The 12,584-nt window shown below is 68.6% G+C and carries 18 protein-coding genes and 1 riboswitch; of the genes, 7 read left to right on the forward strand and 11 right to left on the reverse strand.

Annotated elements, in window-relative coordinates:
* A partial coding sequence (locus tag J7I97_RS34440; RefSeq protein WP_214943391.1) for an RNA-guided endonuclease TnpB family protein occupies window positions 1–675 on the reverse strand: 675 nt, incomplete at its 3' end.
* Window positions 676–701: 26 nt separating this feature from the next.
* On the opposite strand from J7I97_RS34440, the gene tnpA reads away from it, so the two are divergent.
* The 3 genes from tnpA (at window position 702) to J7I97_RS34455 (ending at window position 2,766) form a co-directional block, all read left to right on the forward strand.
* A complete protein-coding gene (tnpA, locus tag J7I97_RS34445) occupies window positions 702–1,115 on the forward strand; it encodes an IS200/IS605 family transposase (RefSeq protein ID WP_214943392.1) in 414 nt (137 codons plus the stop codon).
* 178 nt (window positions 1,116–1,293) lie between these two features.
* Window positions 1,294–1,875, forward strand: coding sequence for a GNAT family N-acetyltransferase (locus J7I97_RS34450; protein WP_214943394.1), 582 nt, complete (start codon window positions 1,294–1,296; stop codon window positions 1,873–1,875).
* Between the two features lie 129 nt (window positions 1,876–2,004).
* Window positions 2,005–2,766, forward strand: coding sequence for a DUF6585 family protein (locus tag J7I97_RS34455; RefSeq protein ID WP_214943397.1), 762 nt, complete (start codon window positions 2,005–2,007; stop codon window positions 2,764–2,766).
* A 42-nt stretch (window positions 2,767–2,808) separates the two neighbouring features.
* On the opposite strand, the gene J7I97_RS34460 is transcribed toward J7I97_RS34455, so the two are convergent.
* The 3 genes from J7I97_RS34460 to J7I97_RS34470 form a co-directional block, all read right to left on the reverse strand.
* Entirely contained in the window at window positions 2,809–3,207 is a 399-nt protein-coding gene (locus J7I97_RS34460; protein WP_214943400.1) for a hypothetical protein, read from the reverse strand.
* Complete coding sequence (locus J7I97_RS34465) at window positions 3,207–3,473, reverse strand: hypothetical protein (RefSeq protein ID WP_214943403.1); 267 nt, start codon at window positions 3,471–3,473, stop codon at window positions 3,207–3,209. Before J7I97_RS34465 ends, J7I97_RS34460 begins: the two co-directional genes overlap by 1 nt.
* Before the next feature lie 66 nt (window positions 3,474–3,539).
* A complete protein-coding gene (locus J7I97_RS34470) occupies window positions 3,540–3,758 on the reverse strand; it encodes a hypothetical protein (RefSeq protein WP_214943406.1) in 219 nt (72 codons plus the stop codon).
* Window positions 3,759–3,872: 114 nt separating this feature from the next.
* On the opposite strand from J7I97_RS34470, the gene J7I97_RS34475 reads away from it, so the two are divergent.
* The 3 genes from J7I97_RS34475 to J7I97_RS34485 are packed head-to-tail and all read left to right on the forward strand — an operon-like array spanning window position 3,873 to window position 5,670.
* A complete protein-coding gene (locus J7I97_RS34475) occupies window positions 3,873–4,712 on the forward strand; it encodes a helix-turn-helix transcriptional regulator (RefSeq protein WP_214943409.1) in 840 nt (279 codons plus the stop codon).
* Window positions 4,696–4,971 carry a DUF397 domain-containing protein gene (locus J7I97_RS34480; RefSeq protein ID WP_214943412.1) on the forward strand — a complete coding sequence of 92 codons (276 nt, stop codon included), beginning with the start codon at window positions 4,696–4,698 and terminating at the stop codon, window positions 4,969–4,971. The genes J7I97_RS34475 and J7I97_RS34480 overlap by 17 nt, the downstream gene beginning before the upstream one ends.
* 27 nt (window positions 4,972–4,998) lie before the next feature.
* Entirely contained in the window at window positions 4,999–5,670 is a 672-nt protein-coding gene (locus J7I97_RS34485; protein WP_214943415.1) for a hypothetical protein, read from the forward strand.
* 33 nt (window positions 5,671–5,703) lie between these two features.
* Here the strand turns inward: J7I97_RS34485 and J7I97_RS34490 are convergent, their stop codons facing one another.
* From J7I97_RS34490 to thrC, 7 genes are all read right to left on the reverse strand, one after another.
* On the reverse strand, window positions 5,704–6,309 hold the full coding sequence (locus tag J7I97_RS34490) for a phosphoribosylanthranilate isomerase (RefSeq protein ID WP_214943418.1): 606 nt from the start codon (window positions 6,307–6,309) through the stop codon (window positions 5,704–5,706).
* Between the two features lie 18 nt (window positions 6,310–6,327).
* The gene (locus tag J7I97_RS34495) at window positions 6,328–6,720 is read right to left on the reverse strand and encodes a type II toxin-antitoxin system VapC family toxin (protein ID WP_214943421.1); all 393 of its coding nucleotides are present in this window, start codon (window positions 6,718–6,720) and stop codon (window positions 6,328–6,330) included.
* Window positions 6,720–6,953, reverse strand: a complete 234-nt coding sequence (locus J7I97_RS34500; RefSeq protein ID WP_214943424.1) for a hypothetical protein — start codon at window positions 6,951–6,953, stop codon at window positions 6,720–6,722. Before J7I97_RS34500 ends, J7I97_RS34495 begins: the two co-directional genes overlap by 1 nt.
* A 156-nt stretch (window positions 6,954–7,109) precedes the next feature.
* Window positions 7,110–8,732: a chaperonin GroEL gene (gene groL / locus J7I97_RS34505; RefSeq protein WP_214943427.1), complete on the reverse strand. Its 1,623-nt coding sequence runs from the start codon at window positions 8,730–8,732 to the stop codon at window positions 7,110–7,112.
* Between the two features lie 309 nt (window positions 8,733–9,041).
* On the reverse strand, window positions 9,042–9,248 hold the full coding sequence (locus J7I97_RS34510; protein WP_030009783.1) for a cold-shock protein: 207 nt from the start codon (window positions 9,246–9,248) through the stop codon (window positions 9,042–9,044).
* A 409-nt stretch (window positions 9,249–9,657) separates the two neighbouring features.
* A complete protein-coding gene (locus J7I97_RS34515) occupies window positions 9,658–9,936 on the reverse strand; it encodes a MoaD/ThiS family protein (RefSeq protein WP_214943430.1) in 279 nt (92 codons plus the stop codon).
* 34 nt (window positions 9,937–9,970) lie between these two features.
* Window positions 9,971–11,263 (reverse strand): threonine synthase, encoded by a 1,293-nt coding sequence (gene thrC / locus J7I97_RS34520; protein ID WP_374195534.1) that lies wholly within the window; start codon window positions 11,261–11,263, stop codon window positions 9,971–9,973.
* Window positions 11,264–11,280: 17 nt separating this feature from the next.
* Window positions 11,281–11,434: riboswitch (SAM riboswitch) on the reverse strand.
* Between the two features lie 185 nt (window positions 11,435–11,619).
* Here thrC and J7I97_RS34525 point away from each other — a divergent pair.
* Entirely contained in the window at window positions 11,620–12,570 is a 951-nt protein-coding gene (locus J7I97_RS34525; RefSeq protein ID WP_214943436.1) for a glucosyl-3-phosphoglycerate synthase, read from the forward strand.
* The last annotated feature ends 14 nt before the right edge of the window (window positions 12,571–12,584 follow it).

Here is a 12,584-nt window from a genome sequence, read left to right on the forward strand (position 1 = left end):
AACAACGTAGGACCGCTTGAGTTTCTTCTCCGCCCGCCGCAGGAAGCGGGGGGCGGCAATCTTGCGGCCGTCGGAGAGGACCGCGAACGCGGACAACCCGAGGTCGATGCCGGTCTCGGTGTCCGTCCCGGGCAAGATCTCGGGGTCGGCATCGACCACGAACGAGAGAAAGTACCGGCCGGAGGAGTCCTTGACCACTGTCAGGGACGTCGGTGCGGCCGGGAGCGGCCGGGACCATTTCACCTTGAGGTTGCCGACCTTGGCCACGTACACCGTGCCGTTGCCCTGGAGGGAGAACGCGTTGGTGTTGAGCCGGATGGACTGCCGGGTGTCCTTCTTCGACTTGTACCGGGGCGGAGCGGCCTTCGGCCCTTTGCGCTTGCCCTTGATGGAGTCGAAGAAGTTCTTGTAGGCAGTGTCCAGGTCCCTCAGGGCTTGTTGCAGCACCACGGCCGACACGTCGGCCAGCCACGCCCGCTCCTCGCTCCGCTTGGCCTGCGTGATGCGGAGCCGGGACAGATCTGCCGACTTCACATACGCCAGCCCTGCTGCGTGCGCTTCCTTCCGGTCGCGCAGGCAGTCGTTCCACACCACGCGGGCACACCCGAACGCCTGGGCCAGCGCACGGCGCTGGAGGGCGTCCGGGTAGACCCGGTACTGGTACCGAAGCTGCACGCCTTGATCCTACTACGATTGGTCTCATGGGCACACAGAACGACTTTCGCCGCGGCAGGCATGTGGTTTCGGCGGTGCATGTCCACTTGGTCTTCGTGACGAAGTACCGGCGCGGCGTCTTCAACGACGAGATGCTGACGCGCTGCGAAGAGATCATGCGGAAGGTCTGCGAGGACTTCGGGGCCGAACTCAAAGAGTTCAACGGCGAGCGCGACCACGTGCACCTACTGGTGCACTACCCGCCCAAAGTCTCGGTCTCCAGCTTGGTCAACAGCCTCAAGGGCGTATCCGCCCGTCGCATACGCCAGGAGTTCACCGGCCGGAACCGCACGCTCATGCACGGACACCTGTGGTCACCCTCGTACTTCGCGGCCTCATGCGGCGGAGCACCGTTGACGATCATTCGCCAGTACATCGAGCAGCAAAGACGTCCGTTGTGACCTGCGAGTCAGAGCAGTCACAAGACGCATTCATCCCCGGACCGAAGGCCGGGGCTCTCTGCAAGAGTCTCGGTATCCCGCTTGCGGCGGGGCGCGGTTCACGCGACGCTGCGCCCATGCCTTGCCCCGCCGAAGCGGCCGCCGCGGCCGGGACCTCCTGACCCGAGATGATGAGCCGATGATCGATCAGATACCCCCCGTGGTTCCGCCCGGCCGGCTGCGCGAGCTGGCGCACCCGGTGTACGACCTGCCCGGCGGCCTGCTGCTGCGGCCCTGGGAGGCGTCCGACGCCCCCGCGCTCGTCGCCGCCTGCCTCGACCCGGACGTCCAGCACTGGACTTACCCCGGCCTGCTGTCCACAGCCGAAGCGGAGGCCAGGATCGCCGGTTGGCGCACCCGTCGGCAGGACGAGGAAGCGGCGATGTGGGCCATCGCCCCCGCCGACGGCGGCCTGCCGGTCGGCCTGATCGGCGTCCGCGAACTGGATCTCCCGGGCGGCAGCGGCGAGTTTCTCTACTGGCTGCTGCCCGCCGGCCGGGGCAGCGGGGTGATGACCCCGGCCGTGGACCGGATCAGCCGCTGGGCCTTCGAGGATCTCGGCCTGCACCGGCTGCGCATCATCCACTCCGTGGCCAACACGGCATCCTGCCGCACCGCCGAGAAGGCCGGCTTCCCCCTGGAGGGCACCATGCGCGGAGCCCTCCTCCACGCCGACGGCTGGCACGACGAACACCTCCACGCCCGCCTGCGCACGGACTAGCGCGAGCCGGGGGCCGGCCCGATGGGGAGGCCCGGTGCGGAGGCCCGCCCGGCGGCCAGTAGGCTCCGCTCCGCAAACCGGAATTGGTACGTCCGGGGGTTACGCCCCGGGCGCGATGAAAGAGGCACCATGGCGAGAGCCGCAGCCCCCGTGGCCCAGGAGCAGATACCGGACGCGGTCGCGTCCCTCGCCGCCGCCCATGAACTCGGGCAGCATCGCGAGACCTTCCTTCCCCAGCGCATGGGCACCGGGCGGATGGCCGGGCTGATCCTCTTCACGGTGCTGGGCCTGGCCTGCTTCATCCTGCCCGGCCTGGTGTTCGTCCGGATCCTCATGCAGACCCCCAACCTTTCCGGCAAGCAGGCGGCAAAGCGCATCCACCTGTTCGAGCACGGCCTGATCGTCGCCGACCACACCGGTCCGGCCGCCGCCTTCCGCTGGGACTCGATGACGGCGCTCCAGCAGATCACCGAGCGGTACGCCAACGGCGTCTACGTCGGGACCTCCTACCTGTACACGCTGTTCAGGCCGGACGGTTCCACGCTCAAACTGACGAACTTCTACGCCGATCCGGACCGCTGGGGCACGGCCATCCAGCACGAGATCACCCAGGCTCAGCTGCCCGGCGTGATCGCCTCGCTGGAACAGGGCGCCACCGTCCGGTTCGGCGACATCGCGATGACCAAGGGCGGGATCGCCACCGCCAAGCGCGGCGCCGTGCAGTGGAACGAGATCCAGAAGATCGAGGTCAAGAACGGCACCGTCTTCCTGGCGAAGGCCGGCAAGCTGCTGTCGTGGTCGAACACCCCGGTCGCGAAGATCCCCAACTTCTTCCTGTTCCTCACGATCGTCGACCACCTCCGCAACGGCTCGGGCTACGGGCGCAACTGACCCGCCTCAGCCGCCCTGCTCCCGTGAAGTGCCGCAATCGCACTACCGGCCAGGATGAACTGCCTGGACTCCTGTGCCCTCGTACGCCTCGGGGGCCAGGGTGAGCAGGTAGCGGCCAGTCGGGAATGCCGCAGAGGGGCGGGCGGCGTGGATGGCGTGAACGGCGGCCCATGAGTGCCCGGCGTACAGCAGCTCGGTCGCGGTGAGCGCTGCTGGGACGTCGAAGGGCTCGATCTCGATGAATCGCAGGCCGTTGATGTAGGCAAGCAGTCCGGGGCGCTCGCTGTTTGCCGCGGTCAGCGACAGCACGGGGGCGCAGAGGGCACCGAGGCCGCCAGAGGCCTGGACGTAGAACGCGGCGACAGCCTCATTGAAGGCGTCCTTGGGGTCGTGGAGAGCGGTGGCGGCCGTGTGGTCCAGAACGACCGCGATCGCACCCACTACGCGGCCGCCGAGTCCTTCGAGGCGCCCAAGCGCTCCAACAGGGCACGGGCCTTCGACTCCGCCTCCGAGCTGGGCGCCGCGCCCAGGACCGAGGCGAGCTCGGCGCGGGCCTGGGCAGCGCGCTCCTCGTACTCGGCGTGGGTGGCCTGACCCGCCGCGAGACCTTCGACCAGGCCGCGGATCGTGGTGCCCTGCTCGGCAGCGAGGACGGCCAGGCGATTGCGGGTCGCCTCACTCACTTTGATGCTCGTTTCGTCTGCCATGACCCGACTCTACTCCCAGTAGAGGATGCGCGGGGCGACCACGGAAGGTCCCGGTCGAGCACTCCGTCACGGATGAGCCCGTTCATGGAGGACGGCGGCCAGCCGCAGCGCGGTGTCGAGGTTGCAGCGGCCCAGGTCGACCAGCGGGAGCCCGTACGAGCCCGCCGCCGAGACCACGTCCACCCCGAGCGAGGGGAACACCACCCCGACGTCCGTGAGGGCCGCCTTCAGCTGCCCCACCGCCTCCTCGGCCGCCTGCATCCGCTCCTTGGACGTGAGCACCATGACATGTCACCTTTCGCTCTGAGTAACCGGGTTCGGCACTCAGAGTGGCGACGCACTGGCTAGCCTTACAAGGGCCGAACGCCAACAACCACAAGTGTTGTCCAGGGAGTTGCCATGCCCGGACCAAAGGACTTCGACCCGCTCTCCTCGCCCCGCGCCCTGCTCGGCGCCGAGCTCCGCGTCGCCCGCAAGAAAGCCTGCCTGAGCCAGGAAGAGCTCGGCGAACCCCTCTTCGTCAGCGGCTCCTTCATCGGCCAGCTCGAAGCCGGCACCCGCCGGATGACGCCGGAACTCGCCCGCCAGATAGACGAGATCCTGCGCACCAACGGCTTCTTCACCCGCAACTGCGGCGCGCTGGCCAAGTCCAAGTACCCCGACCACTTCGCGGCGGCGGCCGAGGCGGAGGCGCTGGCGAAGGCCATCCGCGAGTACGCGCCGCTGCTGATCCCGGGGCTACTCCAGAAGGAGGCGTACGCGCGAGCCGTCTTCCGCGCGTACCAGCCGACGGCGACGGAGGCGGCCATCGACCAACTGGTCGAAGCCCGTTTGGCTCGCGCCGCCCTCCTCGCCGATCCAACAACGCCGTTGTTGTGGTGCGTCCTGGACGAGGCGGCGCTACGGCGCGTCGTCGGCAGCCGGGCCGTCATGGCCGAGTCTCTGCGTCATATCGCGACCCTGATCCGGTCCCACCGGGTCATCGTCCAAGTAATCCCATTCAACGCGGGTGCCCACGCGGCCCTGGACGGCCCCCTCAAGCTGATGTCGTTCGAAGACGCACCATCACTCGCCTACCTCGAAGGGCACACAACAGGGCTGCTGTTGGACGATCCGGCCACGGTCGCGCGCCACTACTTGACCTACGATCTCCTCACGGCCAGCGCGCTGTCACCACGCGAATCACTGGCCTTGATCGAGTCCGTGGCGGAGGATTACGCACATGACGAGCACGTCTGAGTACGACCTGTCGACGGCCACCTGGCACAAGTCCAGCTACAGCGGCGGAGACGGCGGCAACTGCGTAGAAGTCGCCCGCGACTTCCCCGGAGCCGCCGCCTGGCGGAAGTCCACGTACAGCGATGGAACCGGCGGCGACTGCGTCGAGGTCGCCGACGGGCACGCCTGCCTGGTCCCGGTCCGTGACTCCAAGCGCCCCGAGGGCCCCCACCTGACGTTCCACGCCCCGGCCTGGACGGCCTTCGTCGCCGCCCTCTGACCCTGCTCCAGAAGGGAGGTGACGGTCATGCAGGATGCCCAGCCGCAGCGGAAGTTCCGGGGCAAGAACAAGGCCCGGAAGTGGACGAAGCCCGACGATGGGATGGTGTCGGTGATGGTGCTGCCGCTGGCCGTCACCGATCCCGGCGATCTGGTCCGGCTGGAGAAGCTGTTCGGCGCGATGGGCTCGATGAAGCGGGCGATCCAGCGCGATGCCCGCGCCAAGGTCGATACGTACTGGGCCGCACACCGAGAGCGCGAGGAGCAGGGCGCGAAGGTCGTACGGCAGCGTCTCGGCCTGTCCCGTGAAGCCCTGGAGCGGTGCGCCTACAAGCATCTCGAAGACTCCGGGCATCTGGGGCACCACGCGTCGAAGGCCCTGGCGATGCACATGGCTGACGAGGTGTGGAACGGCGTGCAGCGGCACCTGTTCGCGGACGCGACGGGCAAGCGCCATGGCCGACCGAAGGTGGGCCTCTGGCACGACTTCACCCGCATCCCGGACGGGCCCGACCCACTGCGCAGGGGGGGCGAAGCCGACGGTGAAGACGGCGGCGCGGCGCGAACACCGTCGGGGCGAGGCGGCCCGCCAGTCCGCGCAGCCGCCCGATCACGTCCATGTCCATGTCCATGTCCAACGTGCGGGCTGCCCGCACGGGCCGGAACCACACGCAAATTCTCGCCGAGAGTAATCAGATGAATCTGCTACGTCATCACCACTGGGGCGCACGCCCTACCGCGCGCCCCGCGCCGCCGCGATGAAGGCCCGGATCAGCTCCGGGGACTTCACCCCGCGCTCGCTCTCCACCCCACTGGACACGTCCACGCCCCAGGCGCCCGTCGTCTCGACCGCCTCCCGTACGTTCCCGGGCGTCAGCCCGCCCGCCAGCAGCCACCGGCCGGCGGGCGCGGTGAACTCCGCCGACCCCCAGTTCCACGGCTTGCCGGAGCCCGGGTCGGGGGCGTCGATCAGCAGCAGGTCCTCCCCGTACTCCCCGCAGCGCTCGACGCGCCGGGCGGTGGCGCGGAGCAGCGTCCGGCCGTCGGCGCGCAGGGCCTCGTAGCACTCGGGGCCCTCGTCGCCGTGCAGCTGTACTCCGAGTACGCCGCTGTCCTCGGTGAACCGCCGTACGTCCTCCACGGACTGCCCCCGGAACACCCCGACGGTGAGCACCCCGGCCGGCACCCGCCCGGCCAGTTCCCGCGCGGTGGCGGCTTCGACCGTACGCGGACTCCCCTCGGCGAAGACGAACCCGACGGCATCGGCCCCGGCGGCCACGGCCACGTCGACGTCCTGGGCGGTCTTCAGACCGCAGATCTTGACGAAGAGGTCAGTCATGCCACCCAGTCAATCAGGTCAGGCGGGCGCGTCGACCACCAGTCCGGTCGACCGGACCGCATCGGCCAGGCGCTTGTCGTAGGTGACGAACGAGGTGAGCCGTGCGCCGAGGCTCATCGCCGTCGCCAGGTGGATCGCATCCAGGCTGCGGCCCGTGGCCGGACGGACGGTCTGGGCCAGGATCCGGATGCCCGCGTCGAGGTCGATCAGGTCGATCAGATCCAGCACGAGATGCAGTCGCACCGCGGCCTGCGGAGCGTACCGGGCCAGTGCCCGGAACGACTCCACCTCCGCCAGGGCCGAGCTGACCCAGCCGGTCTCGGCTCGTTCGTCGAGCCAGTCCCGCAGGGCGTCCGACTCGGATTCGGCGTGCACCAGCTTCACGATCGCCGCGGAGTCCAGGTAGATCATCAGCGCTCGTCCTCACGACTTCGGGCGAGTTCCGCCGCGACGTCGATGCCGTCCGGGTCACCCAGCGGCATCCGCAGGACCGCGCGCCGGAGCTCGGCGGCGCGCTCTTTGCGCAGGGCGGCCTCCAGCACGGCTGCTCTTATGGCCACGGACCGCGTACTGCCGTCCCGGGTGAGGACATCCAGGGCGTGCTCGGTCTCTGCATCGGTGCGGATCGTCACGGTGTCAGCCATGGCACCATCGTAAGACGGAACGTCTTACATCTCCAGAGGTGCGCTCAGTACGGGTGAAGCCCAGGCCGGAAACGCCCGAGGGCGGCACCTCTTCGCCGGGGATCCGGGAAGGGGTGCCGCCCTCGGTACGAGAACAGCCGATCAACCAGAGGTCGATCAGAAGTCCATGTCACCGCCCGGCATGCCGCCCGGGGCGCCGGCGCCGGCCTTCTCGGGCTTGTCGGCGATGACGGCCTCGGTGGTGAGGAAGAGGGCCGCGATGGACGCCGCGTTCTGCAGGGCGGAGCGCGTGACCTTCGCCGGGTCGATGATGCCCTCGGCGATCATGTCGACGTACTCGCCGGTCGCGGCGTTCAGGCCGTGACCGATCGGCAGGTTGCGCACCTTCTCGACGACGACGCCGCCCTCAAGGCCACCGTTGACGGCGATCTGCTTGAGCGGGGCCTCCAGGGCCAGGCGGACGGCGTTGGCGCCGGTCGCCTCGTCACCCGTGAGCTCGAGCTTCTCGAAGACCGCGGAGGCCTGGAGCAGGGCCACGCCACCACCGGCGACGATGCCCTCCTCGACGGCCGCCTTCGCGTTGCGAACGGCGTCCTCGATGCGGTGCTTGCGCTCCTTGAGCTCGACCTCGGTCGCGGCGCCGGCCTTGATGACGGCCACGCCGCCGGCCAGCTTCGCGAGGCGCTCCTGGAGCTTCTCGCGGTCGTAGTCCGAGTCGGAGTTCTCGATCTCGGCGCGGATCTGGTTGACGCGACCCTGAACCTGGTCGCTGTCACCGGCACCGTCGACGATCGTGGTCTCGTCCTTGGAGATGACGACCTTGCGGGCGCGGCCGAGCAGGTCCAGGCCCGCGTTCTCGAGCTTGAGGCCGACCTCCTCGGAGATGACCGTGCCGCCCGTGAGGATGGCGATGTCGCCGAGCATGGCCTTGCGGCGGTCGCCGAAGCCCGGGGCCTTGACGGCGACGGACTTGAAGGTGCCGCGGATCTTGTTGACGACCAGGGTCGACAGGGCCTCGCCCTCGACGTCCTCGGCGATGATCAGCAGCGGCTTGCCGGACTGCATGACCTTCTCGAGCAGCGGAAGGAGGTCCTTCACGTTGCCGATCTTGGAGTTGACGATCAGGAGGTACGGGTCGTCGAGCGACGCCTCCATACGCTCCATGTCGGTGGCGAAGTACGCCGAGATGTAGCCCTTGTCGAAGCGCATACCCTCGGTGAGCTCCAGCTCCAGACCGAAGGTCTGGGACTCCTCGACGGTGATGACGCCTTCCTTGCCGACCTTGTCCATGGCCTCGGCGATGAGCTCGCCGATCTGGGTGTCGGCGGCGGAGATGGAGGCCGTCGAAGCGATCTGCTCCTTGGTCTCCACGTCCTTGGCCTGGTCGAGCAGGGCGGCGGAGACGGCCTCGACGGCCTTCTCGATGCCGCGCTTGAGGGCCATCGGGTTGGCGCCGGCGGCCACGTTGCGCAGGCCCTCGCGGACGAGCGCCTGGGCGAGCACGGTCGCGGTGGTCGTACCGTCGCCGGCGACGTCGTCCGTCTTCTTGGCGACTTCCTTGACCAGCTCGGCGCCGATCTTCTCGTACGGGTCCTCGAGCTCGATCTCCTTGGCGATGGAGACACCATCGTTGGTGATCGTGGGGGCGCCCCACTTCTTCTCAAGGACGACGTTGCGACCCTTGGGGCCAAGGGTGACCTTGACGGCGTCGGCGAGCTGGTTCATCCCACGCTCGAGACCGCGCCGGGCCTCCTCGTTGAACGCAATGATCTTGGCCATCTGAAGTGGTCCTCCCGGACAGCGGTGGATTGCTCCTGGACCGCGCCCGCGCCCGCGACGGACGGCCTGCGTGCCCGGCGGTTCCTTCCCGCCGGACCCTGCGGGCCTCACCGACCCGGTCCTCGTTTAGTAGCACTCTCACCAGGAGAGTGCTAACGCCAATGATTAGCACTCGGCCCCTCCGAGTGCAAGCGGCTTCGGGCAACGCGGGCCGGGCAAACCGGACCGGCCCAGCACGCACGAGGGCCCGCATCCCAGTCACGGATGCGGGCCCTTGCGTGTAATCGTCGGTGGTCGATCGCGCCGGGACTAGCCGAGTGCGAGCTTGACCATGTCCGCCTGCGGACCCTTCTGGCCCTGCGAGATCTCGAACTCGACCCGCTGACCCTCTTCAAGGGTGCGGTACCCGTCCATCTGGATGGCGCTGTAGTGGACGAACACATCCGCACCACCGTCGACCGCGATGAAGCCGTAGCCCTTCTCCGCGTTGAACCACTTGACGGTGCCCTGAGCCATGCCTAACTCCCCTATTACTGGCCCTTGCGCGGGACCGCACTTCGCGGTCCCGGGTCAGAACTTGCGCCGGAACGCCTCGACCGCGGCTGAATGTATCCGCACCGGTGCTGTCTGCAACAGGTCAATCCGACGAGAATTCTGGACAGTCGGAAAGATTGAAATAGAGTGAAAAGTTGGCATATTCCCGGGCAACTCGGACCCGGCATATCTCGCCAAAGCCCCATACCGCACTTGCACATTGACTCAATGTCAACCCTGACGCGGCCCGCACATATGCGGCGGGCAAGAACAGCGGAGGGGACTTCCCCAACTCTACCGCGCCTAATCAAGCAGAATTACCCCCTCCGCTTATTGGCGGAAGGGGCAATTCTGGTTTGTACGTGTCAGCAGCCGAGCTCAGTAGCCAAGCTCAGCAGCCGCCGGCGACGGCCGGGATGATCGAGACGCCCGCGCCGTCCGGGGTCGCCGCATCGAGCCCGCCGTCGAAGCGCACGTCGTCGTCGTTGACGTAGATGTTCACGAAGCGGCGCAGCTTGCCCTGGTCGTCCAGGACGCGCGCGGCGATGCCCGGGTGGCTCTTCTCCAGGGACTCGATGACCTCGGCGAGGGTCGCCCCGTCGGCGGGGACCTCGGCCTTGCCGCCGGTGTAGGTGCGCAGGATGGTGGGGATGCGGACGTTGACGCTCATGGCGCTACTGCCTTTCCGGTGTGCAGGGGGAGGGTCAGGCCAGGTTGGCGGCGCGGAACGCGTCCAGGCTGGGGCGGATGACGGCGGTCTGCCCGCTGTCCGCGGCCACCGCCTCCAGGGTCTTGAGGCCGTCACCGGTGTTCAGAATCACGGTGGTCAGCGCCGGGTCGAGCTGCCCGTTCTCGATGAGCTTCTTCGTCACGCCGACGGTCACGCCGCCCGCGGTCTCGGCGAAGATACCCTCGGTCTGCGCGAGGATCTTGATGGCCTCGACGACCTGCTCGTCGTTGACGTCCTCGACGTAGCCGCCGGTGCGCCGGGCGATGTCCAGGACGTACGGGCCGTCCGCCGGGTTGCCGATGGCCAGCGACTTGGCGATGGTGTCCGGCTTCTGCGGGCGGACCACGTCGTGGCCGGCCTTGAAGGCGGTGGAGACCGGGGAGCAGCCCTCGGCCTGGGCACCGAAGATCTTGTACGGCTTGTCCTCGACGAGGCCGAGCTTGATCAGCTCCTGGAGACCCTTGTCGATCTTCGTCAGCTGGGAGCCGGACGCGATCGGGATCACGATCTGGTCGGGCAGCTGCCAGCCGAGCTGCTCGCAGATCTCGTAGGCCAGCGTCTTGGAGCCCTCGCCGTAGTAGGGGCGCAGGTTGACGTTGACGAAGCCCCAGCCCTCGCTCAGCGGGTCGCCGATGAGCTCGGAGCAGAAGCGGTTGACGTCGTCGTAGTTGCCCTCGATGCCGACCAGGTCGCCACCGTAGACACCGGCCATGACGACCTTGCCCTGCTCCAGGTCGTGCGGGATGAACACGCAGGAGCGGAAGCCGGCCCGGGCGGCCGCGGCGCCGACGGCGCCGGCCAGGTTGCCGGTGGAGGAGCAGGACAGGGTGGTGAAGCCGAAGGCGCGGGCGGCCTCGACGGCGATCGCGACGACGCGGTCCTTGAAGGAGTGCGTCGGATTGCCGGAGTCGTCCTTGACGTAGAGCTTGCCGGTGACGCCGAGTTCCTTGGCCAGGTTGGCCGCGTCCACGAGCTTGGTGAAGCCCGGGTTCAGGCTCGGCTTGGAGGCCACGTCCGCCGGGACGGGCAGCAGCGGCGCGTACCGCCAGATGTTGTTGGGGCCGGCCTCGATCGCGGCGCGCAGCGCCTCCGGGTCGCCGGTCGGCAGTTCGTAGGCCACTTCCAGCGGCCCGAAACACTCGACGCAGGCGAAGATGGGGCCGAGCTCGAAGCGGGTGCCGCACTCGCGGCACGAGAGGCCGGTGGCGGGACCGAGATCGACGGGGGTTCCGGCAGAGGTGGCGGTAACGACGTGCTGTGCAGCCATGACGGCGAGGCCCTTTCTCCTCATCTTCCCCATGGCGCACTTCGCCATGAGACGGAATTGGCACCTTCCCTAGCCGGGGACCTCGCGGGATGCGCATTCGCATCGCGAGAACCGACTGGAGGGTTGCCGGGGCTTCAACGGGCCGTGTCCCTCTGCCCCTCTGGATGAGCGGTATGGCACCGGGCCGCGCGCTCTATGGCGCGCCCGGGCGTTTGTACGCGGGGACCCCGGCATGCGGTGGTCCATCGCGTTGTTCAAGACTGTAACCGAAGGTGCGGAGGGTTGAGACAGCCGTCCGAACCGCGAGATGGATCAGATAACGGTCGAAACAACGGATGAATCAGGGAGTGCTGACAGTGCTGGAAGAGGTGGAGCGCTGGCTGGCCGACCGCTCCTGGTCCGCAGCCGACCGACCGCTCGACCAGCTGCTCGAACGCAAACGGGTGGCCGGCACCACGGTCAGCGTGGTGCTGCCCGCGCTCGACGAGGAGGCCACGGTCGGCGAGATCGTCGAGGTGATCCGGCGCGATCTGATGGACGGGCTGCCGGTCCCCCTGGTGGACGAACTAGTGGTGATCGACTCGGGCTCGACCGACCGTACGGCGGAGGTGGCGGCCAAGGCCGGCGCCCGGGTGGTGCACCGCGACGAGATCCTGCCGCGGATACCGGCCCTGCCCGGGAAGGGCGAGGTGCTGTGGCGCTCCCTGCTGGCCACCAGTGGCGAGATTGTCTGCTTCGTGGACGCCGACCTGCGGGACTTCTCGGCGGCCTTCGTCTCCGGGATCGTCGGGCCGCTGCTGACGGACCCGGAGGTGCAGTTCGTCAAGGCGATGTACGACCGCCCGCTCGGGGACGCCCCGGGCCAGGGCGGCCGGGTGACGGAACTGGTCGCCCGCCCCCTCCTCAACCTCCACTGGCCGCAGCTGGCCGGTTTCGTCCAGCCGCTGGGCGGCGAGTACGCCGTACGCCGTTCCCTGCTGGAGCGGCTGCCGTTCCCCGTCGGGTACGGGGTGGAGCTGGGCCTGCTGGTGGACGCGCTGCACACGGTCGGGCTGGACGCGCTGTCCCAGGTGGATGTGGGCGTACGGCTGCACCGCCATCAGGGCGGCCAGGCGCTGGGCCGGATGGCCGCGGCGATCTACCGCACCGCGCAGCTGCGGCTGTCGCGCGGGCACCTCGTACGCCCGGAGCTGACGCAGTTCGAGCGGGGCCCGGACGGGTTCGTACCGCGCACGTACGCGGTGGACACGGAGGAGCGGCCGCCCATGCTGGACATCGAGGAGTACGCGGTGCGCCGCGTGGCGTGAGCGGGAACTCACGT

Source organism: Streptomyces sp. ISL-87 (assembly GCF_018614095.1).
Taxonomy (GTDB): Bacteria; Actinomycetota; Actinomycetes; order Streptomycetales; family Streptomycetaceae; genus Streptomyces.

Bases quoted from the DNA above. Each gene is read 5' to 3' on its own strand.
- tnpA (WP_214943392.1), top strand. From the start codon at position 702: ATGGGCACACAGAACGACTTTCGCCGCGGCAGGCATGTGGTTTCGGCG.
- J7I97_RS34450 (WP_214943394.1), top strand. From the start codon at position 1,294: ATGATCGATCAGATACCCCCCGTGGTTCCGCCCGGCCGGCTGCGCGAG.
- J7I97_RS34455 (WP_214943397.1), top strand. From the start codon at position 2,005: ATGGCGAGAGCCGCAGCCCCCGTGGCCCAGGAGCAGATACCGGACGCG.
- J7I97_RS34465 (WP_214943403.1), bottom strand. From the start codon at position 3,473: ATGGCAGACGAAACGAGCATCAAAGTGAGTGAGGCGACCCGCAATCGC.
- J7I97_RS34470 (WP_214943406.1), bottom strand. From the start codon at position 3,758: ATGGTGCTCACGTCCAAGGAGCGGATGCAGGCGGCCGAGGAGGCGGTG.
- J7I97_RS34475 (WP_214943409.1), top strand. From the start codon at position 3,873: ATGCCCGGACCAAAGGACTTCGACCCGCTCTCCTCGCCCCGCGCCCTG.
- J7I97_RS34480 (WP_214943412.1), top strand. From the start codon at position 4,696: ATGACGAGCACGTCTGAGTACGACCTGTCGACGGCCACCTGGCACAAG.
- J7I97_RS34485 (WP_214943415.1), top strand. From the start codon at position 4,999: ATGCAGGATGCCCAGCCGCAGCGGAAGTTCCGGGGCAAGAACAAGGCC.
- J7I97_RS34490 (WP_214943418.1), bottom strand. From the start codon at position 6,309: ATGACTGACCTCTTCGTCAAGATCTGCGGTCTGAAGACCGCCCAGGAC.
- J7I97_RS34495 (WP_214943421.1), bottom strand. From the start codon at position 6,720: ATGATCTACCTGGACTCCGCGGCGATCGTGAAGCTGGTGCACGCCGAA.
- J7I97_RS34500 (WP_214943424.1), bottom strand. From the start codon at position 6,953: ATGGCTGACACCGTGACGATCCGCACCGATGCAGAGACCGAGCACGCC.
- groL (WP_214943427.1), bottom strand. From the start codon at position 8,732: ATGGCCAAGATCATTGCGTTCAACGAGGAGGCCCGGCGCGGTCTCGAG.
- J7I97_RS34510 (WP_030009783.1), bottom strand. From the start codon at position 9,248: ATGGCTCAGGGCACCGTCAAGTGGTTCAACGCGGAGAAGGGCTACGGC.
- J7I97_RS34515 (WP_214943430.1), bottom strand. From the start codon at position 9,936: ATGAGCGTCAACGTCCGCATCCCCACCATCCTGCGCACCTACACCGGC.
- thrC (WP_374195534.1), bottom strand. From the start codon at position 11,263: ATGGCTGCACAGCACGTCGTTACCGCCACCTCTGCCGGAACCCCCGTC.